The sequence below is a fragment of the Stenotrophomonas sp. GbtcB23 genome (assembly GCF_019091045.1).
Classification (GTDB): Bacteria; Pseudomonadota; Gammaproteobacteria; order Xanthomonadales; family Xanthomonadaceae; genus Stenotrophomonas; species Stenotrophomonas rhizophila_A.
The window spans coordinates 95,065-118,423 of sequence record NZ_JAGXKC010000003.1; the positions used below are offsets into that span (position 1 = coordinate 95,065).

Annotated in this window: 18 protein-coding genes and 2 tRNA genes; 13 read left to right on the forward strand and 7 right to left on the reverse strand. The window is 66.4% G+C overall.

What is annotated here, in order from left to right; genetic code table 11:
• Nucleotides 1–65: 65 nt before the first annotated feature.
• Together KVS69_RS02225 and KVS69_RS02230 are read right to left on the reverse strand one after the other, a co-directional pair.
• The gene (locus KVS69_RS02225; protein ID WP_345776786.1) at nucleotides 66–1,238 is read right to left on the reverse strand and encodes a BamA/TamA family outer membrane protein; all 1,173 of its coding nucleotides are present in this window, start codon (nucleotides 1,236–1,238) and stop codon (nucleotides 66–68) included.
• A 200-nt stretch (nucleotides 1,239–1,438) separates the two neighbouring features.
• On the reverse strand, nucleotides 1,439–2,227 hold the full coding sequence (locus tag KVS69_RS02230; RefSeq protein WP_254621976.1) for an OBAP family protein: 789 nt from the start codon (nucleotides 2,225–2,227) through the stop codon (nucleotides 1,439–1,441).
• Nucleotides 2,228–2,409: 182 nt separating this feature from the next.
• On the opposite strand from KVS69_RS02230, the gene KVS69_RS02235 reads away from it, so the two are divergent.
• Together KVS69_RS02235 and KVS69_RS02240 are read left to right on the forward strand one after the other, a co-directional pair.
• On the forward strand, nucleotides 2,410–3,048 hold the full coding sequence (locus KVS69_RS02235; RefSeq protein ID WP_217536267.1) for a DUF6766 family protein: 639 nt from the start codon (nucleotides 2,410–2,412) through the stop codon (nucleotides 3,046–3,048).
• A 261-nt stretch (nucleotides 3,049–3,309) separates the two neighbouring features.
• Nucleotides 3,310–3,588 carry a hypothetical protein gene (locus KVS69_RS02240; protein ID WP_217536269.1) on the forward strand — a complete coding sequence of 93 codons (279 nt, stop codon included), beginning with the start codon at nucleotides 3,310–3,312 and terminating at the stop codon, nucleotides 3,586–3,588.
• Nucleotides 3,589–4,001: 413 nt separating this feature from the next.
• Here KVS69_RS02240 and KVS69_RS02245 read toward each other — a convergent pair whose 3' ends face one another.
• From KVS69_RS02245 to cydD, 3 genes are all read right to left on the reverse strand, one after another.
• A complete protein-coding gene (locus KVS69_RS02245) occupies nucleotides 4,002–4,334 on the reverse strand; it encodes a hypothetical protein (protein WP_217536271.1) in 333 nt (110 codons plus the stop codon).
• Between the two features lie 616 nt (nucleotides 4,335–4,950).
• Nucleotides 4,951–6,621 (reverse strand): thiol reductant ABC exporter subunit CydC, encoded by a 1,671-nt coding sequence (gene cydC, locus KVS69_RS02250; RefSeq protein ID WP_217536273.1) that lies wholly within the window; start codon nucleotides 6,619–6,621, stop codon nucleotides 4,951–4,953.
• On the reverse strand, nucleotides 6,618–8,345 hold the full coding sequence (gene cydD, locus KVS69_RS02255) for a thiol reductant ABC exporter subunit CydD (RefSeq protein WP_217536275.1): 1,728 nt from the start codon (nucleotides 8,343–8,345) through the stop codon (nucleotides 6,618–6,620). Before cydD ends, cydC begins: the two co-directional genes overlap by 4 nt.
• Before the next feature lie 225 nt (nucleotides 8,346–8,570).
• On the opposite strand from cydD, the gene KVS69_RS02260 reads away from it, so the two are divergent.
• The 11 genes from KVS69_RS02260 to KVS69_RS02310 all read left to right on the forward strand — a co-directional run bounded on the left by KVS69_RS02260 (nucleotide 8,571) and on the right by KVS69_RS02310 (nucleotide 20,756).
• Complete coding sequence (locus tag KVS69_RS02260) at nucleotides 8,571–10,160, forward strand: cytochrome ubiquinol oxidase subunit I (protein ID WP_095362804.1); 1,590 nt, start codon at nucleotides 8,571–8,573, stop codon at nucleotides 10,158–10,160.
• Nucleotides 10,161–10,175: 15 nt separating this feature from the next.
• Nucleotides 10,176–11,330, forward strand: a complete 1,155-nt coding sequence (cydB, locus tag KVS69_RS02265) for a cytochrome d ubiquinol oxidase subunit II (RefSeq protein WP_068853172.1) — start codon at nucleotides 10,176–10,178, stop codon at nucleotides 11,328–11,330.
• A gap of 60 nt (nucleotides 11,331–11,390) precedes the next feature.
• Nucleotides 11,391–11,504: a cytochrome bd-I oxidase subunit CydX gene (cydX, locus tag KVS69_RS02270; RefSeq protein WP_093532473.1), complete on the forward strand. Its 114-nt coding sequence runs from the start codon at nucleotides 11,391–11,393 to the stop codon at nucleotides 11,502–11,504.
• A 78-nt stretch (nucleotides 11,505–11,582) separates the two neighbouring features.
• Nucleotides 11,583–11,659, forward strand: a tRNA-Pro gene (locus tag KVS69_RS02275).
• Between the two features lie 138 nt (nucleotides 11,660–11,797).
• Nucleotides 11,798–11,874: transfer RNA gene (locus tag KVS69_RS02280), tRNA-Pro, on the forward strand.
• A 195-nt stretch (nucleotides 11,875–12,069) separates the two neighbouring features.
• Nucleotides 12,070–13,281 (forward strand): MFS transporter, encoded by a 1,212-nt coding sequence (locus KVS69_RS02285; protein WP_217536277.1) that lies wholly within the window; start codon nucleotides 12,070–12,072, stop codon nucleotides 13,279–13,281.
• Between the two features lie 381 nt (nucleotides 13,282–13,662).
• Nucleotides 13,663–15,699 carry a poly-beta-1,6 N-acetyl-D-glucosamine export porin PgaA gene (gene pgaA / locus KVS69_RS02290; protein WP_217536293.1) on the forward strand — a complete coding sequence of 679 codons (2,037 nt, stop codon included), beginning with the start codon at nucleotides 13,663–13,665 and terminating at the stop codon, nucleotides 15,697–15,699.
• A 10-nt stretch (nucleotides 15,700–15,709) separates the two neighbouring features.
• The gene (gene pgaB, locus KVS69_RS02295; RefSeq protein ID WP_217536296.1) at nucleotides 15,710–17,608 is read left to right on the forward strand and encodes a poly-beta-1,6-N-acetyl-D-glucosamine N-deacetylase PgaB; all 1,899 of its coding nucleotides are present in this window, start codon (nucleotides 15,710–15,712) and stop codon (nucleotides 17,606–17,608) included.
• Nucleotides 17,609–17,615: 7 nt separating this feature from the next.
• Nucleotides 17,616–18,863 carry a poly-beta-1,6-N-acetyl-D-glucosamine synthase gene (pgaC, locus tag KVS69_RS02300; RefSeq protein WP_093532469.1) on the forward strand — a complete coding sequence of 416 codons (1,248 nt, stop codon included), beginning with the start codon at nucleotides 17,616–17,618 and terminating at the stop codon, nucleotides 18,861–18,863.
• A complete protein-coding gene (gene pgaD, locus KVS69_RS02305) occupies nucleotides 18,860–19,336 on the forward strand; it encodes a poly-beta-1,6-N-acetyl-D-glucosamine biosynthesis protein PgaD (protein WP_068853187.1) in 477 nt (158 codons plus the stop codon). Before pgaC ends, pgaD begins: the two co-directional genes overlap by 4 nt.
• A gap of 136 nt (nucleotides 19,337–19,472) precedes the next feature.
• A complete protein-coding gene (locus tag KVS69_RS02310) occupies nucleotides 19,473–20,756 on the forward strand; it encodes an OmpA family protein (protein WP_217536299.1) in 1,284 nt (427 codons plus the stop codon).
• A 37-nt stretch (nucleotides 20,757–20,793) separates the two neighbouring features.
• Here KVS69_RS02310 and KVS69_RS02315 read toward each other — a convergent pair whose 3' ends face one another.
• Together KVS69_RS02315 and proB are read right to left on the reverse strand one after the other, a co-directional pair.
• Nucleotides 20,794–22,041 (reverse strand): glutamate-5-semialdehyde dehydrogenase, encoded by a 1,248-nt coding sequence (locus KVS69_RS02315; RefSeq protein ID WP_217536311.1) that lies wholly within the window; start codon nucleotides 22,039–22,041, stop codon nucleotides 20,794–20,796.
• A 155-nt stretch (nucleotides 22,042–22,196) separates the two neighbouring features.
• The gene (proB, locus tag KVS69_RS02320) at nucleotides 22,197–23,348 is read right to left on the reverse strand and encodes a glutamate 5-kinase (protein WP_217536330.1); all 1,152 of its coding nucleotides are present in this window, start codon (nucleotides 23,346–23,348) and stop codon (nucleotides 22,197–22,199) included.
• Nucleotides 23,349–23,359: the final 11 nt, after the last annotated feature.

Genomic DNA, 23,359 nt, shown 5'->3' on the forward strand with positions numbered 1-23,359 from the left:
TGGTACGTGGCGTGGATGCATGGCGTGGCGCCGCCGGTAGGTACGGACCGTTGGTCCGTACGGCGTCAACGCCACGCGCTGCCTACCTGCACATAGATGGTGTCATCTTCCGGGCCGAAGGCGTAGTCCAGGCCGACGTAGAGGCATAGCTGGCGCGCGATCAGGTAACGGCCGCCTACGCCCTTGGCCACCTGGCTGGTAGCACCGGAGAAGCTGACGTGCTCGCCCCAGGTGCGCCCCGCTCCGACGAAGCCAATGGCTGCCCAGCGCGGGGTGAGGTTCCAGCGCAGTTCGGTTTCCACCGTGGCAGCGCGCGTGTCCTGGTAACGGGCCGAGCCGATGCCGCGCAGGTCGATGTACGGCAGCCGGTAAAACGGCACGTCGCCGCCCACCCAGCGCACGTCCACGCGCCCGCCCAGCACCATTCGCTTGTCGGCCAGCGGAAGGTAGCCGAACGCATGCGCGCGGTAGCTCTGGAAGTCGTTGTCGCTGCCGATGGCGTCGTCGTAGAAATTGCCCTCCAGCATGCCCAGCCAACCGCTGTTGGGGGTGAACGAGTTGTCGCGCTGGTCGTACTGCAGCGACAGCCCAAGGCCGGAGGTTTTCCGGTTCAGCTCGTGCGGCTTGAAGTACTGCCGGTCCGAATCGACGTCGAAGCCGATGTCCAGGTCCATGTAGACCCATTGCAGGCCCAGGAACAGCGACTGGTCGCCCAGGCGCCGGGCAATCTTCTGGAACGCCATGTAGCCGTCGGAGCTGTAGCCGATGCCCACTTCCGGCAGCAGGTTGCCCGGCGTGTAGAAGTCCAGGTTGAACGAGGACTTGGCAACGCCGCCGGTGTAGCGCCAGCGGTCGTCCTTGAAGTGCAGCATGGCGCCGGCCCCGTAGGCCGTGCTGCCGTTCTCGGTCTTCATCCCGGCTACGCCGTAGATATTTGGCGGGATCATCTGCTTGCGCCCATCGGCAGCATTGCGTTCCAGCGCTGCGCCCTCCGGCCGGTGGAAGAACGCCAGGGCCACGCCGCCGCCGTAGCCCACGGCGGGGTCGCTGATGATCACCGGCACGGGCAGGAAGCCCTTGCGGTCGAGCAGCCAGCGCGACATGTCGAAATGGCCGTCCTGCGGGTCCTTGAACATGCCGTGGCGGGATGCGGCCGGGGCCGGCGCCGTGGTGTCAGGCACTGCCTGCTGCGCCAGTGCGGGCGCAGCCACCACACAGTGCAGGAGCACTGCGGCCACCGAACCTGCCTTCCATCCACGCATATCGTGCTCCCGGACGCTTCATCCCGTTCCCGGACAACACTGACAGACCCGGCCACCTTCCAGCCACGGCCGTTCTACGTAGCAGCCCTAAGTACAACTACCGAGAACAGGCGGGAACATCGCAGCGTCGGCGGCAACACGGTAGATGGCTGATGCACCGCCCTCCCGGGCGCCTTTCAGCTTCCCGGGCCACTCTCGGACGTCGCGTTCTTGTCCGCATCCGGTGGCGCGTGCCCATGCCCACCGGCCGGATCCTCGATCTGGATGACCCGCCCCTTCTGCCAGGCATCCGCGCCGGCATCTATCGGCGGTGCAACGATATCAGCGCGGCGCTCGCGCTTGTCCTGGCTACTCACGCCCAGCCGGTCGTCCCGTGCAGCGACCATCTGAGGGTCAGCCTGCCCATCCGCCGTGAATCCCATCATCAGCTGCGGCATGCCACGCGGCAGGTCCTTGTCCAGGTCGGTGTGCCAGGTGTGCCAGGTTTTCCCGTAGGTATGGATGAGCTTCTCCATCAACGCATGCTCGGCCACCTCCGGAATGCCGGGCGCAACCAACTGCCCCGATTTCACTTCGTGGACGTGGCTGTGCCATAGCACCTTTTCCTGATCGGGCAAGGCGGCAAACAGCTTGGCGCTGATGATGTACTCCACCCCCATCAGCTTGGCGTCCTTGACGTTGCCGTCGTAGATCGTGCACTGGATGACATCCTCATTGAGGATGGAGCAGTAGTGGTGCGCCTCCATCTGCACCTTCATCTGGCCGTTGTAGAAATGGAAGCCATCCAGATATGCGTTGATTGCCTCGATCGGCGGCCGATCCTGCAACACCGCAGCACCCGTTTCGAGCACCTTGGTCTTGGCGGTTTCTTCCACGCCCGGTGCCCGGACGCTGGATTCGGTATTGCCGCCCCCGCATCCGGCCAAGGCAAGCGAGACGACGCCGCAAATGATGGATCGATGCATGGGTGGCCCTCCGGGGAAGCTCCTGCATCGTGTCCCCTCGGATGTAACGTCGGGAGCATGGGAGCGTGAGACCCGGATAAAAGCGCGGAGGGGTTCCACCAAGGCGCAACTCGCTTTTCCTTCACCTCCCCGCCCCACACGCAGGACTAACGTCGATACGGATGATTTGAGGCTGTGTAGTCATGTGGCGGAGAAACGGTCTCTCGATTGTGTTGTTCCTATTGCTCGCCTTCTTCCTTGTGGGCCAGGTATGGACAGGCTTCCTCAGCCATAACCAGGAACTGCACGAGGCCCACCGCGCCGGCCTGGACCTGTGGGCCTACCTGCACAGTGGTCACTTCGTCAGCGCGACCTTCGAGAACTGGGAAAGCGAGTTCCTGCAGATGGGCATGTACGTGCTGATCACGGTCAGACTGCGGCAAAAGGGCTCTGCGGAATCGCGCCCGCTGAAGGGGGAGCACGAGGAGGAACGCATTCTGCCGGGGCCCACTCCCTGGGCAGTCCGCAAAGGGGGAATCTGGAAGCTTCTCTACGGTCACTCGCTGGCCATCGTCTTTTCCATCCTTTTCCTGGCGAGCTTCTTCCTGCACCTCGCCGGGAGCTGGCGCGCGACGGTGGATGAGCAGGTCGCCCGGGGCCTGCCCGCCCCTACCTGCTGGGAGCACCTGTGGAGCAGCAGCTTCTGGTTTGAATCCTTCCAGAACTGGCAGAGCGAGTTCCTGGCCGTCCTCGCCCTGGTAGTGCTGACCATCTTCCTGCGCCAGAAAGATTCGCCCCAGTCCAAACCCTTGGCTGCGCCGCACAGCCAGACGGGGGACTGAACCCCCGGCCAGCCCACTCACGCGAACCGGCGTTTGCCGGATCGTTACAATGGGCCTTACGGCGGAGAAATCCTGGGGAGGGTGAACGTGGACCAGTTGCCCAGCCCGAAAGACGCTCTAAACGACGAGTCCCGGCAGTTCGCACGAGCGGAGACTCTGCCAGACCTTGCGCATGCGAATCGCATATACAACTTGGGTCCAAAGAGGTTCCTGCCATAGGATTGACACGCCGAGGCAACCTACCATCTACCGGGGGAACAAATGGACGTCGAATCGAGGCTGGCAGTTCTCGAACAAAACCTGATGGAACGGCTAGCAGCGGAAATCGCGCAGGATGCTGTTCTAGACGCGTTGATAGCAACACACCCTGATCAACGGGCGGTTCGAAATGCATACCAGGCCATTTCTGCATATCGTTTAACGCAATTCGGCGACCTGGGGTTCGAGCAGCAGGCACCCGCAAAGAGTGTCGCTAATGTGTTTGGGCTGCTTCGTGAGCAGTTCGACGCTTGGCAGGGGAAGCTCTCGGCGGACAACTGACCGCAAGCCAGCAATTGCACAGCTGGCAGGCGAGTCGACCACGCCCGGCCGCGGCCAACACCCACGCCGTCACGACGGGTTCCCAGCTTAGAACTACTTCGCCATCTTCTCTTCCATCGCAGAGCGCTGGATCCAGCTCATCCTGGAGCCGCCTTTGTAGCCATCAGCGTGCTGAATTGTCGGGTCCTCCAGCGCGCTCTCAAGGGAGGGGGCAGCCTGCCCAGCAGCTGCTGCGAGCGTTGTTCATAGTAGTCCCGCTTGGCCGAGTCGGATTCGGTGTCACGTACGCGGTCATACGCAGTTGCGCACTGGGTGGCCCGGTCTTGGTGACCACCCCAGCTTAGCTGGGGTGGGCGACGGTGTGGTGCGTACGTCGGATTGGTGGACGGATCTTTGAAAAACACAGCCCGGTATTACGGGTTGGGTTGCTGGCGTTGTCTCTCGAGGCGGGCTTTTTGCAGGCGGCCCATTTGGCGGACTTTTGGGATGGCCGGGTCGGGTTCGGGCTCTACGGTGAGCTGGATTCCGCCGGGGATGAGTTCCAGCTTCAGGCGGGCGCCTACGTTCAACCCTGCCCTGCGCATCCAGAGGCCACGTAGTTTTACGCAGGGGATGGGGATGTCATCGTGTTCGTCGTTGCCGCCGGGGTGGTACAGGGCCTCGACGCGGACGCGGGCGGGCTGGGTCACGTGAAGCTTGCGCTTGGGGAGTTCGGAATAAGGGGTATCAGGCCGGGAATTGTGCATGGTGGACCTCCAACAAGAAGCTCCCTCGCCGGACGGCGAGGGAGTCGGGAGGCTGAGAACCGCTGTAACCTTCGGCGCGACGTATTTCCACGAGGGTGTTGTATTTCGCCACCCACCCGACGCATGACATCAATCTTCAACTGGTTACAGTGGAGTTTCTCAGGCTCCTAGCGCACACCATGCGTTGGAGCGAAGCTTAGCTCCAATTGTTTCTCTCTTGAGTTCGGCTTGCTTCAATTGAGCCTGTCTACCATGATGCCGCGATCCGCATGATTGCCGCCGATTGCTTGCGGCACGTCGCGTTCCGGATGGAACCGCATCACGTTGCGCATTGAGCGATGGGTGGCGTCGTGGGGATGTTGGCGCCGGAATGGGATGTCACATCTGGCATGGAGTGCGCGGGTGATCTGGCGTCCATGCGTTAATGGGTCGATCGTTGTTATCGGCGGTCGTCTTGCGACCGACCCTACCAATTCGTCGGCCGGACGGGTGCGGTAGGGTCGCATCCCTATCGACCGCCGATGGCGGGTCACCGCGCGATAGGGCATGACGTTTGGAGCAAAGGCGGTTGCGTTTGGCGTCCATGCATCAATTGCCGACCGTCTCGGCGCTGGCGTTACGACAGCCTGCCTTCGCGCAGGTGGTAGCTCCGATGGACGATGCCTTCAGGCAGTTCGTCGTGGGTGATCATCACCAGGCTGCGCCCGCCCAACGCCGCCACCATGTCATGCAGCAGGGCATGCGCAGTATCCACATCCAGCCCTTCGGTCGGCTCATCCAGCAGCAGAATCGGTGCGCCACGCAACAACGCGCGCGCCAGCGCCAACCGGCGCGCCTGCCCGGCCGACATCGTGGCGCCGTTCTCGCCCACCCAGGCATTAAGCCCACCGATCTGCGCCGCCCAGGTCTGCAGCCGCACGTCGGCAAGCACCTGCCACAAGCGCTCATCAGTGGCCTGCGCATCGCCCACCCGCAGGTTATCGGCAATGCTGCCGGCAAATACCGGCGCGCTCTGCGGCAACCACGCAATCTGTTTGTGCCATGCGTCCTGCGCGACGTTGCGGATGTCCTGCCCGCCGTACAGCACGCGTCCTTCGTCGGGGTCCCACAGGCGTAACAGCAGCGCGGACAAGGTGGTCTTGCCACTGCCGCTGTCACCGCGAATGGCGATGCGATCGCCCGGCGCCACGGTCAGTTGCACGCCCTCCAGCAGCGCCCTCGCCTGCCCCGGCCAGCGGAACGCCACCTGTTCCAGCTGCAGCGTGGCCGCCTGCGCAGGCAGGGCTACCGGTGCCGCTGCATCCTGAACCCCCGGCGGCTGATCCACGATGCTTTCCAGCCGGGCCGCCGCCACGCGCCCGGACAGCAATGACTGCCAGGCCAGGCCGATGCCGGCCCACAGTTCGATGAGGGCCACGGTGAGGAACACCAGCGCGGCCGCCAGGGCCGCATCAATCGCGCCGCGCTCGAATCCGCGCAGCGCCACCCACAGCATGCCGACCAGGCCCACCGATGCGCACAGGCCGTGCAGCGCGTTGCCGCCCACCAGCCGCCAGCGGCGCCGGCGGTCGCGCGAGCGCAGCTGCTTGGCCGCGACCAGCACGCGCAGGTTCCAGTCTTCGCGCGCGTGCAGTGCGGTGAGGTCGGCCGCGCCTTCCAGTCCTTCAAACGCCTGCGTGCGCAGCTGTGCACGGTGCAGCGCGCGGTCGCGCTCCTGCCCGCCGGCGCCGCGCACGGTGAGCCACGGCACGCCCACGCCGATGGCCAGCGCCAGCACGGCCAGCAACAATGCGGCCGGCGGGTAGATCAGGCCGGCGGAGAACACGGCCACCAGCGAGACGCCGCCCAGCGCCAGCAGTGGGCCAATGGCGCGCACCAGCAGGCCGTCCACTTCGCCGATGTCCGACATCAGCCGTGCAAGCAACTCGCCGGTGCGGATGCCGGCCAGCCGCGCCGGTGCCAGCGGCAGCGCGCGGCGGAAGAACCACACGCGCAGGTCGCGGGCGATGCGCAGGGTGACGTCGTGCCCGACCAGTTTTTCGAAATAGCGCGAGACGATGCGCGCCATGGTCAGGCCGCGGATGCCGGCCGAGGGCGAGAAGAAATTGAACCCGCTGCCCAGCCCGGCCGCACCGGCCAGCGCGGCTGCGGTCAGGAAGCCACCGGACAGCCCGAGCAGCGCGGTGCCGGCCAGCATGGTGGTCCACAGCAGCAGCACGGTGAGCAGCAGGCGGCCGCGATGGCGGGTGAACACCTGCTTCAGCGAATCGTCGCGGTGCAGGCTCATGCCGGCTCCTCCGTGGTCTGCGCGCGGCCACTGGCGGTGAGCACCAGCCGCGTGTCGGCCCAGCGCATGGCGGTGTCGCTGTGGGTGGCGATGACCACGGCGCGGTCGCGCGCGAACGCCGCCAGGGTCTGCAGCAGCGCAGCTTCGGTATCCGGATCGAGGAAGGCGGTGGGTTCATCCAGCAGCAACAGCTGCGGGTCGCGCAGCAGCAGCCGCGCCAGGCCGATGCGCCGTGCTTCGCCACCGGACAGGCCGAAGCCGCGTTCGCCAATCACGGTGTCCAGGCCATCGGGCAGGTGCGCCGCGAAGCGCATCACCTGCGCCGCTTCGGCTACTGCGTGCAGGCGTGCGTCGCTCACGCCGGGGTCGGCCAGGCGCAGATTGTCGGCGATGCTGCCGTGGAACAGGTACGGGCGCTGCCCGGCGTAACCGACCTCCAGCCCTGGGCGCAGCACGATGCTGCCCTCGCGGGGCGGCAACCAGCCGGCCAGCGCTTCCAGCAGCGTGCTCTTGCCGCTGCCGCTGGGCCCCACCAGGGCCAGGCGCTGGCCCGCCTCGATCTGGAAAGACAGCTGCTGCACCACATCGTGCGAGGCGCCCAACGGGCGCAGCACCAGGTTGCGCACCACCACTGGCAGTGCATGCTGTTCCAGCAGCTCCGGCGCGCGGGCGGCTGGCGCCGCGTCTTCGACGGCCACAGCGGCCGGCAGCTCGCCCAGCAGGCGCTCCACTTCCGCAGCGGCGGCCAGTGCGTTGGCGCGGTCGTGGTAATGCGCGGCCAGCCGCCGCAGCGGTGCGTAGAACTCCGGCGCCAGCAGCAGGCAGAACATGCCGGCACCCAGGGTGGGCACGGCGGCATGCAGCGACATCAGGCCCAGATAGCTCAGGCCCAGGTACAGCGCGACCATGGCCACGCTGACCGAGGCGAAGAACTCCAGCACGGTGGAGGACAAGAACGCGATGCGCAGCACTTTCAGGGTGCGCTCGCGCACGCCTTCGGCGGCGGCGGCCACGCCGTCCAGTTCGGCCTCGCCACGGCCGTACAGGCGCAGCAGGCCCAGGCCCTTGATGCGGTCGGCGAAGTGGCCGCTCATGCGTGCCAGCTCACCGAGCTGGGCACGGCCGGCGGCTTCCGCGCCCCAGCCCACCAGCATCATGAAGAACGGCACCAGCGGTGCGGTGAACAGCAGGATCAGCGCCACCACCCAGTCCACGTACGCCACGGCCAGCAGGATCAGCAGCGGCACGACCACCACTTCGATCCGCACCGGCTGGTAGCCGGCGTAGTAGCTCTCCACGGCGTCGGCATGGGCCAGCATCAGTTCGCCGAGCTCGCCGGTACGCTGCTGGCGCAGCCACAGCGGGCCCAGCCCCAACAGCCGGCGGTACACCCGCTCGCGCAGGGTCAGCCGGGCCGCATCGGCCACATCGCCGGCGGCGGCCTGGGTGGCGCTGCCCAGCAGGGCCCGCACCGCCAGTACCGCCAGCAGGCCCAGCAGCACCGGGATGGCGGCGGCCACGGGACGGTGCTCGACCAGCACCGCCTGGATCAGCCAGGCGATGGCCGCGGCCTGCCCGATGAGCAGTGCGCCGGACATACATATGCATAGCGCGGCCAGGCGCTGGCGGCTGCGGGCGCTGGCGGCCAGCCCATTCAGCCAAAGCAGGCGCTGCCGGCGGAGGGCGGTGGTCTCGATGGCGGACGCGTCGGGGGGTATGCTCAAAGCGGATCACTGGCGGCCACAGGGAGGTACCGACCATTGTAAGGGGCGCCGGCCTACCCTCCCGGTGCGGCGCGCGGTCGCAGGTCGGAGGCCTACGATCCCCCTCCCTGCCCGTTCGTACATTGATCTGAATCAAGGCTAATAGAAGTTGCTGGTCACAGAATTCACTCCGTAGACCCCCTTCCCGCCACCTGAAACGGCAAAACCCCACGAGGTAGCCAGGCCATGATCGATTCGACAGTCGTAGAACTGTCGCGGCTGCAGTTCGCTTTGACCGCGATGTACCACTTCCTCTTTGTTCCCCTCACGCTTGGCCTCTCGTTCCTGGTGGCCATCATGGAAAGCGTGTACGTCATGACCCGCAAGCAGGTCTGGCGCCAGATGACCCTGTTCTGGGGCACGTTGTTCGGCATCAACTTCGCCATCGGTGTGGCCACCGGCCTGGTGATGGAGTTCCAGTTCGGCATGAACTGGTCGTACTACAGCCACTACGTGGGCGATATCTTCGGTGCGCCGCTGGCCATTGAAGGGCTGATGGCGTTCTTCCTGGAAGCCACGCTGGTGGGCCTGTTCTTCTTCGGCTGGAAGCGGCTGACCCCGGTCAAGCACCTGGCGGTGACCTGGTTCATGGCGCTGGGCACCAACCTGTCGGCGGTGTGGATCCTGATCGCCAACGGCTGGATGCAGAACCCCACCGGCGCGGTGTTCAACCCGGACACGATGCGCATGGAAGTGGTGGATTTTGCCGCGGTGCTGTTCAACCCGGTGGCGCAGGCCAAGTTCGTGCACACGGTCAGCGCAGGCTACGTGACCGGCGCGATCTTCGTGATGGGCATCAGCGCGTTCTACCTGCTGCGCGACAAGCACAAGGACATGGCGCGCCGTTCGTTCGCGGTGGCCGCGGCGTTCGGCCTGCTGTCGTCGCTGTCGGTGGTGGTGCTGGGTGACGAAAGCGGCTATGCCGCCAGCGAACACCAGAAGATGAAGCTGGCCGCGATCGAGGCGATGTGGGAAACCGAGCGTGCCCCGGCCGACTTCACCGCCTTCGGCATTCCGAACCAGACGACCCAGCAGAACGATTTCGCCATCAAGATTCCGTACCTGATGGGCCTGATCGCCACGCGTTCGTTCAACCAGCCCATTCCGGGCATTCTGGAACTGGTGGAACGCGCCGAGCACCGCATCAAGGGCGGGCAGCTGGCGTACGGCGCGCTGGAACGCGTGCGCAAGGACAAGAACGATGTCGAGGCGCGCGAGATGTTCGACCGCCACTGGCAGGATCTGGGCCATGGCCTGCTGCTCAAGCGTTACCGCGATGACATCCTCAACGCCACGCCGGAGGAAATCTCCAAGGCGGCGATGGACACCGTTCCGCGCGTGGCACCGCTGTTCTGGACCTTCCGCATCATGGCCGGGCTGGGCTTCTACCTGATCGCGTTCTTCGCGGTGGCCTTCTACTTCTCCTGCCGCAACACCTTCCATGAGAAGCGCTGGTTCCTGCGGTTGGCGGTGTGGTCGATTCCGGCACCGTGGATTGCGATCGAGTGTGGCTGGTTCGTGGCCGAATACGGCCGCCAGCCGTGGGCGGTGGATGGTGTGCTGCCCACCTTCTACGCCGCGTCCGGTCTGGCCCTGCATGAAATCCTGACCACGCTGGCGGTGTTCACCCTTACCTATACGGTGCTGCTGATCATCGAGGTGAAGCTGATGCTCAAGACGATCCGCACCGGGCCGGCCGACATTCTTCCGTCGCTGCAGCCTTCACGCACGCCGCTTCCCCACCATGCCGCCACGCCGGCCCCCGGCCAGGCATAAGGCAGGAGATTCCAGATGGACATTCTTGGACTTGATTACACCACGCTGCGCGTGATCTGGTGGCTGCTGCTGGGCATCCTGCTGGTGGGCTGGGCGGTGATGGACGGCTTCGACCTGGGCGTGGGCACCCTGCTCCCGTTCGTGGCCAAAACTGATGAAGAGCGGCGCACGGTAATCAACACCGTGGGCCCGGTTTGGGAAGGCAACCAGGTATGGCTGGTGCTCGGTGGCGGTGCGATCTTCGCCGCGTGGCCGCCGCTGTATGCGGTGAGCTTCTCCGGCTTTTATCTTGCGATCTTCGCCATGCTGTTCGGACTGATCCTGCGCCCGGTGGGCTTCAAGTACCGCAGCAAGATGCCGAGCAAGCGCTGGCGCGACACGTGGGACTGGGTGCTGTTCGTGGGTGGGCTGCTGCCGGCGCTGATTGCCAGCGTGGCGGTGGGCAACGTGCTGCTGGGCGTGCCGTACCACTTCGATGACAGCATGCGCATCTTCTACACCGGTTCGTTCTTCGGCCTGCTCACCCCGTTCGCGCTGCTGGCCGGGCTGGTCGGCGTGGCGATGATGGTGTCGCACGGTGCGGCCATGCTGGTGCTGAAGACCGACGGACCGGTGGCCGAGCGTTCGGCGCGTTACGGCAGCATTGCCGCGCTGCTCAGCTTCGTGCTGTTCGCTGCGGGCGGCGCCTGGGTGGCCTTCGGCCTGCCGGGCTATGAGATCACCTCGCAGGTGGTCACCGACGGCCCGACCAACCCGCTGTTGAAGACCGCTGCGGTGGGCACGGCGGCCGGTGGCTGGCTGCGCAACTACAGCAGCATGCCGCTGACCCTGGTGTTCCCGCTGCTGGGCCTGGCCGGTGCTCTGGCCAGCGCGGTGCTGCTGCGGGCCCGCCGCGGCATGGCCGCGTTCCTGGCTTCGGGCGCGTCGATTGCCGGCATCATCCTCACCGTGGGCTTTGCGATCTTCCCGTTCCTGCTGCCTTCTTCCAGCCAGCCGAGTGGCAGCCTGACGGTGTGGGATGCCTCGTCCAGCCAGCTCACGCTGTTCATCATGCTGGTGGCCACGGTGATCTTCCTGCCGATCATCATTGCCTATACCAGCTGGGTCTACCGGGTGATGAAGGGCAAGACCACGGCCGAAGACATGGCCGACAACCCGAACGCGTATTGATATTACCCATCGTGCCGACCCACGGTCGGCACCTACCGAAGTGACATTGGAGGTTTTGCCATGTGGTATTTCGCCTGGATCCTCGGCACCGGCCTGGCCTCGGCCGCCGCCATCCTCAACGGCATGTGGTTCGAAGCACGCGAGGTCGGCGCCACCGACCGCGACGCCCGGTAGCACACGACCGTTGGTCGTGTGACCTTTCAAAAAAAGGTTGCCGATAATCCCTTCACACCGTATCCTTGTCGGCTCCTTCGGGGTGTAGCTCAGTCTGGTAGAGCGCTACGTTCGGGACGTAGAGGTCGCAGGTTCGAATCCTGTCTCCCCGACCACTCCGGTGGTCGCATTGAAGCCTGGAAACCTGATTTCCAGGCTTTTTTGTCAAGGTCGTGGCAACACGGCATCCGAAGGTGAACAAACGGTCCCCCTTGCCGCCGAAGGGCGGGATCGATACAATAGGCGGCTCCTTACGGGGTGTAGCTCAGTCTGGTAGAGCGCTACGTTCGGGACGTAGAGGTCGCAGGTTCGAATCCTGTCTCCCCGACCATACAAGTGGTCACATTGAAGCCTGGAAGACATCATGTCCTCCGGGCTTTTTTGTATCTGTCGCCCGCAGGCAGCCACGCAGTGCGTGGCGCTACCGCGCGTACAATGCGGCAGCGTTTGTCCTTCACGGCCTGCGCCGAGCGCCCGCACTCCGCTGCACCCCCACGTGCCGCGCCACCTGCAAGAGATTCCTGCCATGACCCCTGCCGACCCCCATTCCACGTCCCTGCTGCGCGGACGCGTGCTGGCGTTTTCCGCCATCCTGCTGGCCGCGCTGAACCTGCGTACGGCGGTGACCTCGATCACCCCGCTGCTGGACCAGCTGGGCCAGACCTTCGGGTTCGGCACCACCATGACCGGCGTGCTGGGCATGCTGCCCACGGCCTCGTTTGCGCTTTTCGGGGTGACCACGCCGCTGGTGGCCCGCCGCATCGGGCTGGAACGCACCGCCCTGCTGGCCATGGTGCTGGCGGCGGTGGGCCTGCTGCTGCGCTCGATGGCCGGCGGCGTGGGCAGCCTGCTGTTCGGCTCGGTGGTGGCACTGGCCGGCATGGGCATCGGCAACGTGGTGGTACCGCCGCTGGTGAAGCGCTACTTCGCCAACCGCGTGGGCACGGTGAGCACGCTTTATATAACGGTGCTGCAGCTGGGTACGATGGTGCCGGCGCTGATGGCGGTACCGCTGGCGGAACAGGCCGGCTGGCGGGTGTCGCTGGGCATCTGGGCGATCTTCGCGGTGGCCGCTGCCCTGCCCTGGATCGCGCTGGCCCGCCGCCGCCCGCACCCGGACCCGCTGGATACCGCCGCCGACCCGGCCGCGCAGCCACACGGCAAGGTCTGGCGCACGCCGCTGGCCTGGGGCATGGCGCTGATGTTCGGCATGACCTCGCTGATGACCTATTCGATGTTCACCTGGCTGCCGCGCATCGTGGTGGAAGCCGGGGCGACGCCGGCGTTCGGCGGGATCATGGTGGCGATCTTTGCCGCCCTGGGCCTGGTGCCGTCGCTGACCATGCCGGCGCTGGCGGTGCGGTTGCGCAATCCCTTCCCGCTGGTAATTGTCGGGTTCAGCGCGTTCCTGATCGCGTTCGCCGGGCTGCTGTTCGCGCCGATGAAGGCGCCGTGGCTGTGGGCGGTGCTGCTGGGCATCGGCCCCTCGACCTTCCCGCTGGCGCTGACCCTGATCAACCTGCGCACCCGCACGCCGGCCGGTTCGGCGGCGTTGTCCGGCTTCATGCAGGGCGTGGGCTATGCCTTCAGCTGCCTGGGCCCGTTCCTGTTCGGCTGGCTGCATGCCGTCAGCGGCGCCTGGTACCTGCCGTTCGGGTTCCTGCTGGTGTGCGCGGTGGTGTTGTTGTCCGCGTCGTGGGTGGCGTGCAAGCCGCAGAAACTGGAAGACGTGTGGTGACGTCCGCGCGGACCCGCAGGGCGTGTCGCCCTGTTTCGGTGAATGCATCACGGATTGTGCGCACCTAGTGACGTAGCGTGTCGGAAACTGACCTGCGTTGCGGGTCAGCAGGCATAGCAGCAACCCCGGGGTGTCATGGCCCCGGGGCCGATGAACGGTTTCAGGGTGTCCAGACCCCGGGAACAGCGCCGTGGCGGCGGCCGGATGGTCTTGCTTTTCAACAACTTGCAGTCCCCATCACGCCTGTTTTCACAGCTGCGGAGGCCGTGTTGCGCCTTAACAATTTGTCTACATCGACGAAGTCGTGCACGATTGGCATGTGATGTGCGTCACATTTCCACGCACAAATAGATTCTCTGAAGGGATGCTCCCGGGGGTTCCATGTACAAGCATCGGCCGCTGGCGCTCTGCGTCGGTTTGGTATGCGCCACACTCTGTCTGACCGCTCTGCCTGCTTCGGCGGCCACCTCGCGGGAAGCTCATCTGGCGGAAATCAGCACCTACCGTGACCAGGCGCGCTGGCTTGACGCGCTGGGCGCGATCGAGCGCGCCCGGGCGGATGCGCCCAACGATGACCTGCTGTATCGCCTGCAGGTGCTCACCCTGTCCGACATCGGCAATGCGCACCGTGCGTGGCAGCTGTACCAGGCGCGCCCCGACCTGTTCGACGAGGCGCAGAAGCAGCGCTTCGAAGCCAATTACCTGGCCAAGCGGGTCGGCTGGAGCCTGGCCTACGGCGCCAGCGAAGACACCCGCCTGGACGAAGCCGAAGACGCGCTCGCGCAGATGGAGCGCTACCTGCAGCGCGACGGCCTCACCGTGCAGACCGCACCGCTGCGCATCCGCTATGACCGGCTGATCCTGCTCAACCGGTTGGGCCGCCACGAGCAGCTGCGCGACGAATACCGCGCCCTGCTCGCCGAAGGCCATGAGGTGCCGAACTACCTGATGGCGGCCGTAGGCGATTCGCTGATGGCCAGCCAGCATCCCGACGAAGCCATCCCGGTCCTGGAAGCGGCGCTCAAGGCCGATCCGGGCCGCTCCGAAGTGCATTCGGAACTGGCCTATGCGCACCTGGAAAGCGAGCGCGCCGATACCGCGATCAACGTGCTCACCCAGTGGCAGGCGCAGGAGCCGGCGTGGCGCTGGGCCAAGGGCGCACGCGCGCCCTACGCCAACTGGCCGCGTTATGAGGCCGATCTCAACCTGTCGATGATCCGCGCCTACAGCGGTGACCTGGCCACCGCCCAGCACGATCTGGAAAAGATGGTGGAACTGGCCCCGGCCAACGGCGGCACCCAGTCGTCGCTGGGCAACGTCTACATGATGCGCGGCTGGCCGCGGCGGGCGCTGGAGCGCTACAGCATGGCCAATACGCTGGACCCGCGCGACGTCTCGGCGCGCCTGGGCCAGTACGACGCCTATGTGCAGCTGCAGCGCGATGACCTGGCCCGGCCGATCCACGATTCCCTGCTGGAACGCTACCCGAACCAGTCCTCGGTGCAGCGCATGGACCGCAGCTGGAAGGCCCACCGCGGCTGGCAGCTGCATGCGTACGCCGAAGGCGGCCGCAGCGAAGGCGGCGGTGGCACCTCGCCGCTGGGCAACGACGATGCGCGTTACGGCGTGGAACTGCAGTCGCCGGTGATCGATGACCGCTGGCGCGTGGTGACCTTCGCCGACCGCCGCAGCGTGGATTTCCAGGACCAGACCATCCGCCCGCTGTGGTTCGGGCTGGGCACGCGCTACCGCTTCGGCCGCGCCGACGCCGAACTGTTCGTCAACCGCGCCAATGACCACATCGGCGATACCGGCCTCAGCGCCGGGTTCGGCTGGCAGTTCAGCGATACCTGGCACGCCGGCGTGACGGCGGCACGCAACGCCGCCGATGCCTCGCTGCAGGCGCGCATTTCCGGCATCACCGCCGACAGCGTGGCACTGGCGGTGGATTACCGCCGCAACGAGCTCACCCACTGGAGCGCAGGCGCCAGCCAGTTCCGCTACGACGACGGCAACCGCCGCGACACGCTCAGCACCAGCATCGAACAGCGCCTGCTCACCCGCCCCACCCTGTTGCTGGATGGCCTGGGCAGCCTGTACGCCAGCCGCGGCAGCCGCGACGACGTGCCCTACTTCAATCCGTCCGAAGACCATTCGGCGGAAATCGGCCTGCGCGTGGACCAGCAGTTGTGGCGCCACTACGAGCGGCATTTCCGCCACCGCCTGACCGTGTCGCTGGGCAATTACTGGCAGCAGGGCTTTGGCAGTGCGCTGGTGCCGTCGGCCGAGTATCGCCACGAGTGGCAGCTGGCCGATGGCCGGATCTTCGAATACGGGATCAGCTGGTCGCGGCCGGTCTACGACGGCAACCGTGAACGACACATCGGCCTTGATGCCGGCCTGCGCTGGGGACAATGAGATGCGACACATGGACTTGAAGCGCTTTACCTCCTGGCTGCTGCTGGCCGTGCTGGCCGTGCTGGCCGTGTGCGGCAGTGCGCACGCCGCCCCGCCGGTGCTGGATTCGGCCGACAACGGGCTGCTGGTGCTCAGCTACCACGACATCCGCGACGACGTGGCCACCAAGGGCGACCCGGACGCGTACTCGGTGAGCACGCAGAACTTCGCCGCGCACCTGGACTGGCTCTCGGCGCACGGCTACCACCCGGTGTCGCTGTCGCAGCTGATCACCGCCTCGCAGGGCGGCGCGCCGCTGCCCCCGAAGCCGGTGCTGCTGACCTTCGATGACGGCCTGCGCAGCGTGTACAGCAAGGTGTTCCCGCTGCTGCGCGCCTACAACTACCCGGCGCTGGTGGCGGTGATCACCGATTACGTGGACATGCCCGCCGGTCGCCAGATCGATTACGGCTACCGCCCGTTCACCCGCGACGACTTCCTCACCTGGGAACAGCTGCGCGAGATGCAGCGCAGCGGCCTGGTTGAACTGGCCAGCCACACCGACAACCTGCACCACGGCGTGCAGTCCAACCCGCAGGGCAATTCGACCCCGGCGGTGATCACCCGCACCTACGACCCGGCCACGCAGCGCTACGAAACCGAAGCCGAGTACCAGGCACGGCTGCGTGCCGACCTGGGCCTGAGCGTGAAGCGCATCCAGGACAACGTAGGCGTGAGTCCGAAGGCGATCGTGTGGCCGTATGCGGCCTACAACGCGATGAGCAACCGCATCGCCGAAGAACTGGGCATGCCGGTGTCGTTCGACCTGGAAGGCCGCAGCACGCCGGTCACCCGCGACCTGCACGGCCTGGCCCGCCTGTTGGTGACCGGCAACCCGCCGGTGACCCAGCTGGCCTATGAGCTGCGCCGCGACGTCGAACGCGACGGCATGCGCGCCCTGCAGATCGACCTGGACGCGGTGTACGACGCCAACCCGGCGCAGCAGGCGAAGAACCTGGATGCGCTGCTCGAACGGGTCAAGAAGATCGGCCCCACCCACGTGTTCCTGCAGGCCTTCGCCGACCCGGACGGCAATGGTTCGGCCGATGCGCTGTACTTCCCCAACCGGCACCTGCCGATGCGCGCGGACCTGTTCAACCGCGTGGCCTGGCAGCTCAAGACCCGCGCCGGGGTGAAGGTGTACGCGTGGCTGCCGGTGCTGGGCTATGAGCTGAAGGACCCGGCGATCCGCAAGGCGCTGGCGATCGAGAGCCCGGAAAGCGATGGCATCTTCCGGCTCGATTTCACCAACCCGAAGGTGCGTCACATCATCGACGACATCTACGAAGACCTGGCGATCAACTCGTATTTCGAGGGCCTGCTGTTCCACGACGATGCCTATCTGCGCGACACCGAACTGGCCAACCTGCCGCAGGAAGGCGACGACGGCGCGCGCACCCAGGCGCTGATCGACTTCACCCTGGAACTGCGCGGCGCCGCACAGCGCTGGCGCCCGAAGCTGGCCACGGTGCGCAACCTGTACGCGCAGCCGGTGCTGCAGCCGCAGAGTGCCAGCTGGTTCGCGCAGCGCCTGGACCTGTTCAACAAGGCCTACGACCACACCGCGCTGATGGCGATGCCGTGGATGGAAGGCAGCCGCGACCCGCAGAAATGGCTGGACCGGCTGGTGCAGGCCGTGCGTGAGCACGATCCACAGCTGTCACAGACGATGTTCGAGCTGCAGACGGTGGACTGGCGCACGCAGAAGCCGATTTCCGGCACGGTGCTGCGCGCCCAGATCCGGCGCCTGCAGGCGCAGGGCGTGCGTCATTTCGCCTGGTACCCGGATGACTTCATTGCCGGGAAGCCGTCTACCTACGATGCGCGCGCGGCCATGTCGGCACGCACCTTCCCGTACGAGGAAAAGTGAGGCCGCCATGCATCCGCTCCTCTACCTGCTGTTCCAGTTCGCCTTCTTCTACCCGATGGTGATGGCGTTCTTCTGGATGTCCGGGGGGTTGTATTACTTCTTCCGCCGCGAGCGGAAGGCGCGGCTGCGCGACGATCCGCCGCCGATGGACAGCTACCCGTTCGCGTCGATCCTGATCCCCTGCCACAACGAGGCCGACAACCTGGCCGATACGCTGGGCGCGGCGCTGGCGCAGAAGTACCCGGATTTCGAGGTGATCGCCATCAACGACGGCAGCCGCGACGATACCGGGGCCCGACTGGATGCGATGGCCGCCGAACACCCGCGCCTGCGCGTGGTGCACCTGGACCGCAACCTGGGCAAGGCCAATGCACTGCGCATGGGCGCGCTGGCGGCACGTTCGGAATACCTGGTGTGCATCGATGGCGATGCGATGCTGGAAGAGCACGCCACCCACTGGATGGTCTGGCACCTCACCTCGGGCCCGCGCGTCGGCGCCGTCACCGGCAACCCGCGCATCCGCAACCGCTCCACCCTGCTGGGGCGGCTGCAGGTGGCCGAGTTCTCCTCGATCATCGGCATGATCAAGCGTGCGCAGCGCGTGTACGGGCGCATCTTCACCATTTCCGGGGTGATCGCCGGGTTCCGCCGCACCGCGCTGCACCGCATCGGCTACTGGGCCGATGACATGATCACCGAGGACATCGACATCAGCTGGCGGCTGCAGATCGACCACTGGGACATCCGCTACGAGCCGAACGCGCTGTGCTTCATCCTGATGCCGGAAACGCTCAAGGGGCTGTGGCGGCAGCGCCTGCGCTGGGCCCAGGGCGGCGTGGAAGTGCTGCTGCGGCATGGCCGTTCGCTGTTCGACTGGCGCAAGCGGCGCATGTGGGGGGTGCTGCTGGAGTACATGTTCAGCGTGCTGTGGGCGTACACGATGCTGGCGATCATCGTGCTGTGGGCGCTGGGCAAGTTCATCCCGCTGCCGCAGGACCTGTACATCGCCACGCTGCTGCCGCAATGGCACGGCGTGATCCTGGCGCTGGTGTGCCTGCTGCAGTTCGCGAGCAGCCTGATCATCGACCGCCGTTACGAAACGCATATTGGACGTAATTACTTCTGGGTGATCTGGTACCCGATGGCGTACTGGCTCATCAGTCTGTTCACGACCCTGGTGGCACTGCCCAAGACGCTGTTGAAGCGGCGTGGCAAGCGCGCGATCTGGGTCAGTCCTGACCGGGGTATACGATGAACGCTTCCAAGCCGACCCGCCGCTACGACTCCCGCCTGATCCGCAAGACACGCCAGCAGCCACGGCTGCAGCGCACCGCGTGGGGGTTTGTCACCATCGCGTTCTGGGGGTTCTATTTCTACCTCTGGGCGCCGCTGATCACCGCCCTTTCCTGGCTGCTCGGTGGGCAGCTGGCGTGGCTGCAGCTGTACGAGTACAAGCAGAGCGTGGACCCGTTCATCGTCATCGCGCTGCCGGTGATGCTGGTGTGCTGTTCGGTGCTGCTGATCGCCTGGGCGGAATACAACCGCATGCGTTTCGCCGGCAAGGACCGGCGCAATGCGCGCGCGGATGTGTCGCTGGAAGAGATCGCGCACAACCTGGGCGCCAGCCCGGCGTTGGCCGCGCAGCTGAGCGCAGGCAAGTCGGTGACCCTGCACATGGACGACATGGCTCGTCCGGTAGGCCTGACAGAACAGCGCTTGCCAGGCTGACAAAGCGTAGAGCCACGCCCTGCGTGGCTATGGGCCCGGCCGAGGTGAATGTGTAAATTCCTTCACATAACCGCCCCCGGCCGGGCGTACGCTCCGCCTCGGAGACATCCCGCACTTCATTGTGAGGGGATACATCATGTCGTCTATCGAGACTTTGGTCAGTGAAGTGGCCCGGGCTACCGGCCTTGGACCGAACGCACAGAAATTCATCGGCGTCGTCATCGAGTACATCTTCAAACAGCCCGGCGGACTCGCCAGTCTGGGCGACAGGTTCACCGCGGCCGGGCTTGGCGATGTCTTCAAGTCCTGGTTCTCAGGCCAACCCAACATGCGCGCTGTCGATGCCGGGCAGATCCGCAGCGCGCTGGGCGGGCAGAGCATCGAGGACATCGCCAGCAAGGCCGGGGTAACGCCCGCCGTGGCCCCCGCGCTGCTGGCAACCTCCCTGCCGGCGATCGTACGGGCGGTGACCGCCGGCGGGGTGATGCCGACCTCGCTTCCCGCTGCGTTCACCGGTCTGTTGGGCACGAAGGGGAAGAAGCAGTCCACCTTCCGCCTCTGGCGCTGGCTGTTGCCCTTGCTGGCATTGCTCGCGCTTGCGTGGTGCGGCTGGCAATCGCGCAACGTGGCCAAGGCGCCAGCGGTTACCGCGCCGGCCGCCAACGTCGCGGCCGTGTCCACGAACCCCACCCTGTCGTTCCAGAACACCGACGGCAAGGTGACGTTGAACGGCACATTGGGGTCGGTGGCCGACAAGGCGAAACTGCTTGGGGCCTTTGCGGGCGCCTATGGACAGACCAATGTCAGCTCCAACATCCAGGTAGATACCAACGTCAAGCAAGCCAGCTGGCTGGGCCGGTTGGCCGATCTGATCCCCAGCCTGAAACAGAACGGGCTGCAGTTCGCATTGAACGGTGACTCGCTCAAACTGGATACGTCCAAGCTGCCCGAGGCCCAACGCACGGCGGTCAGCCAGCTGTTCCAGAAGGAGCTGGGCAACCTGGAGGTGGAGGGCCTGTTCGACAGAGGCGCTGCCGCACTGGGTGCGCTACCGCCAGGCTTCAGCAGTGACGACCTGACCCAGGCGTTGAACCAGACCACGATCACCTTCGAAACCGGGTCGGCGGTGATTACCCGCAGCAGTGCGTCGATCCTGGACGGTGCGGCAAAAGCGATCCAGGCGGCGCCGCCAGGGGCCCGCGTTGAAGTGGAAGGACACACCGACAACGTGGGCAACGCCGAGACCAACCAGACGCTCAGCGAGCAGCGTGCGAAGGCCGTAGCGGCAGCCTTGGCTGCCCGTGGCGTACCTGCGGACCGGTTGCTGGCACGCGGGTTCGGCGCAAACCGCCCGGTGGGCGACAACACCACCGAGGCAGGGCGCGCGGCGAACCGGCGGATTGCCTACAAGGCGTTGTAACGACCCACCATCGTTACCCGACGCACCCGCGCGCCGGTCATGGCGCGCGGGTCTGGCCGCTGCCCTGGACCACGAAGCGTTCCACGGTGAGCGCTTCGAGGCCCATCGGACCGTAGGCGTGCAGGCGCGTGGTGGAGATGCCGATCTCCGCGCCCAGGCCGAGTTCGCCGCCATCGGAGAAGCGGGACGAGGCGTTGACCATCACCACGGCGGCGCGCAGCGCGCTGATGAAACGCTGGGCGGCGGCCGGGTCTTCGGTGACGATGACTTCGGTGTGGTCGGAGCTGTACTGCTGGATGTGGGACAACGCCTGTTCGAGGTCATCAACGACGCGCACGGCGATGATCAGGTCGAGGTATTCGGCCGCGAAATCGTCCTCCGTGGCCGGCGCGGCCTGCGGCAGCCACTGCCGGGCACGCGCGTCCGCGCGCACCTCCACCCCGCGTTCGCGCAAGGCGGCTTCAGCCTGCGGCAGGAACGTCGCGGCGACCTCGGCGTGGACCAGCAGGGTTTCGAGTGAATTGCAGGCCGAAGGGCGGCTGCATTTGCCATCCACCAGCAGCGCCAGCGCCTTGGCCGGGTCGGCGGCACGGTCCACGTACAGGTGGCACACGCCCTTGTAGTGCTTGATCACCGGCACGCGCGCATGTTCGGCAACGAAGCGGATCAGCCCTTCCCCGCCGCGCGGGATGGCCAGGTCGATCAGGTCGTTGAGCTGCAGCAGGGTGAGCATGGTCTCGCGACGCAGGTCTTCGACCAGGGTCAAGGCGGCGTCGGGCACGCCGGCCTCGCGCAGGGCGCGCTTGAGCGAGGCGGCGATGGCGGTGTTGGAATGGATGGCTTCGGAGCCGCCGCGCAGGATCACGCCGTTGCCGGCCTTGATGCACAGCGCTGCGGCGTCGGCGGTGACGTTCGGTCGCGCTTCGTAGATCATCGCGATCACGCCGAGCGGCACGCGCACCTTCTGCACGCGGATGCCGTTGGGGCGGATGTCGTCGCGGGTGATGCTGCCGACCGGATCGGGCAGCGCGGCCACTTCGCGGAGGGCAGCGCTGATGCCGGACAGGCGCGCCGGATTGAGGGCGAGGCGGTCGAGCATCGCGCTGCCGGTGCCTTTGGCTTCGGCGGCGGCGAGATCCAGCGCGTTGGCGGCCAGGATGGCGGCCGCGTCGCTGTCCAGCGCGTCGGCCATGGCATCCAGCAGCGCCGCCTTGGCCTCGGACGAAAGCTGCGCCAGCACCTGCGCGGCGTCGCGGCATTGGAGGGCTTGGTCTCGGATGTCCATGGGATCTCTCATCACGAAGGGTGTTTTGGCGCGTTTCAAAAAATCTTCGGGGCCGACGTCATATCTGGCTTCGAGGTCCACGTGGGACACGCATGGCGTGTCGCTACGCGTAGAGACACGCCATGCGTGTCCCACGTAAACCGGTCGACGCCCGTTTAGACCAGCACCAGATCATCCCGGTGGATCACATTGCCACCGTAGTTGTAGCCCAACACACTTTCAATGTCGCGCGAATGCCGCCCGGCCACGCGGCGGATGTCGCTGGCCGAATACTGGCTGACCCCACGCGCCAAGATCACTTCACCGCTGTCGGTACGCAGGCGCACCTGCACCATGTCGCCGCGGCGGAAATCGCCTTCGGCAGCGGTCACCCCGCCCGGCAGCAACGAGGCGCCCTTGTCGCGCAATGCTGCAGCGGCACCTTGATCCACGATGATCGCACCGGCCTCCAGCGGCGCATGCCGCAGCCAATACTTGCGCGCGGCTTCACGGGTCTGCCCGGCATGGATGCGGGTGCCGAACAACCGGCCCTGCGCCAGCGCGCGCACCACGTCGCCATCGCGGCCGTTGAACAGGCAGGTATCGATGCCGACGCGGCCGGCCTTGGCCGCCGCTTCCAGCTTGGTGTGCATGCCACCGGTGCCCGCCCCGCTGCCCGCACCGCCGGCCATGGCCAGCACCTCGAGGGTCAGCTCCGGCACGTCGTGGATCGGCCGCGCCTGCGGATCGCGGCGCGGGTCGGCGCTGTACAGGCCGTCGATGTCGGTGGCGATGAACAGGATGTCGGCGTCGATCAACGCGGCCACGGTGGCGGCCAGGTTGTCGTTGTCGCCCAGCTTGAGCTCGTCCACCGACACGGTGTCGTTCTCGTTCACCACCGGCAGCGCGCCCAGCCGCAGCAGCTCGTTGAGCGTGGCGCGGGCGTTGAGGTAGCGGCGGCGGTTGCGCAGGTCGTCGTGGGTGAGCAGCACCTGCGCCACCGGGCGCTCGAAGAAGCGCTGCCACAGCCCGATCAGCTGCGCCTGGCCGAGCGCGGCCAGTGCCTGCCGCGCGGCCATGGCGGCGCCGGCCTCGATCGCGCGCGGCACGATCGCACGGCCCGCAGCCACCGCGCCGGAAGACACGATCACCACTTCGCGCCCCGCCAGCACGTGTGCCGAGACGAACTGCGCCAGGCCCAACGCATGCCGTGGCGACAGCCCGCCCCCATCGGCGGCCAACAGGCTGCTGCCGACCTTGAGCACGGCACGCTTCCAGCCGGGAAGCAGCTGTTCGGGGAACGGGGACTGCACGGGCGTGGGGGTCATCGCGGGGGCTG

Excerpts from the sequence above, each read along its gene's own strand:
- KVS69_RS02310 (WP_217536299.1), top strand. The coding sequence starts at position 19,473 with ATGTCGTCTATCGAGACTTTGGTCAGTGAAGTGGCCCGGGCTACCGGC.
- KVS69_RS02230 (WP_254621976.1), bottom strand. The coding sequence starts at position 2,227 with ATGCATCGATCCATCATTTGCGGCGTCGTCTCGCTTGCCTTGGCCGGA.
- pgaD (WP_068853187.1), top strand. The coding sequence starts at position 18,860 with ATGAACGCTTCCAAGCCGACCCGCCGCTACGACTCCCGCCTGATCCGC.
- KVS69_RS02285 (WP_217536277.1), top strand. The coding sequence starts at position 12,070 with ATGACCCCTGCCGACCCCCATTCCACGTCCCTGCTGCGCGGACGCGTG.
- proB (WP_217536330.1), bottom strand. The coding sequence starts at position 23,348 with ATGACCCCCACGCCCGTGCAGTCCCCGTTCCCCGAACAGCTGCTTCCC.
- pgaB (WP_217536296.1), top strand. The coding sequence starts at position 15,710 with ATGGACTTGAAGCGCTTTACCTCCTGGCTGCTGCTGGCCGTGCTGGCC.
- KVS69_RS02260 (WP_095362804.1), top strand. The coding sequence starts at position 8,571 with ATGATCGATTCGACAGTCGTAGAACTGTCGCGGCTGCAGTTCGCTTTG.
- cydB (WP_068853172.1), top strand. The coding sequence starts at position 10,176 with ATGGACATTCTTGGACTTGATTACACCACGCTGCGCGTGATCTGGTGG.
- pgaC (WP_093532469.1), top strand. The coding sequence starts at position 17,616 with ATGCATCCGCTCCTCTACCTGCTGTTCCAGTTCGCCTTCTTCTACCCG.
- cydC (WP_217536273.1), bottom strand. The coding sequence starts at position 6,621 with ATGAGCCTGCACCGCGACGATTCGCTGAAGCAGGTGTTCACCCGCCAT.
- KVS69_RS02245 (WP_217536271.1), bottom strand. The coding sequence starts at position 4,334 with ATGCACAATTCCCGGCCTGATACCCCTTATTCCGAACTCCCCAAGCGC.
- KVS69_RS02315 (WP_217536311.1), bottom strand. The coding sequence starts at position 22,041 with ATGGACATCCGAGACCAAGCCCTCCAATGCCGCGACGCCGCGCAGGTG.
- cydX (WP_093532473.1), top strand. The coding sequence starts at position 11,391 with ATGTGGTATTTCGCCTGGATCCTCGGCACCGGCCTGGCCTCGGCCGCC.
- pgaA (WP_217536293.1), top strand. The coding sequence starts at position 13,663 with ATGTACAAGCATCGGCCGCTGGCGCTCTGCGTCGGTTTGGTATGCGCC.
- KVS69_RS02235 (WP_217536267.1), top strand. The coding sequence starts at position 2,410 with ATGTGGCGGAGAAACGGTCTCTCGATTGTGTTGTTCCTATTGCTCGCC.
- KVS69_RS02240 (WP_217536269.1), top strand. The coding sequence starts at position 3,310 with ATGGACGTCGAATCGAGGCTGGCAGTTCTCGAACAAAACCTGATGGAA.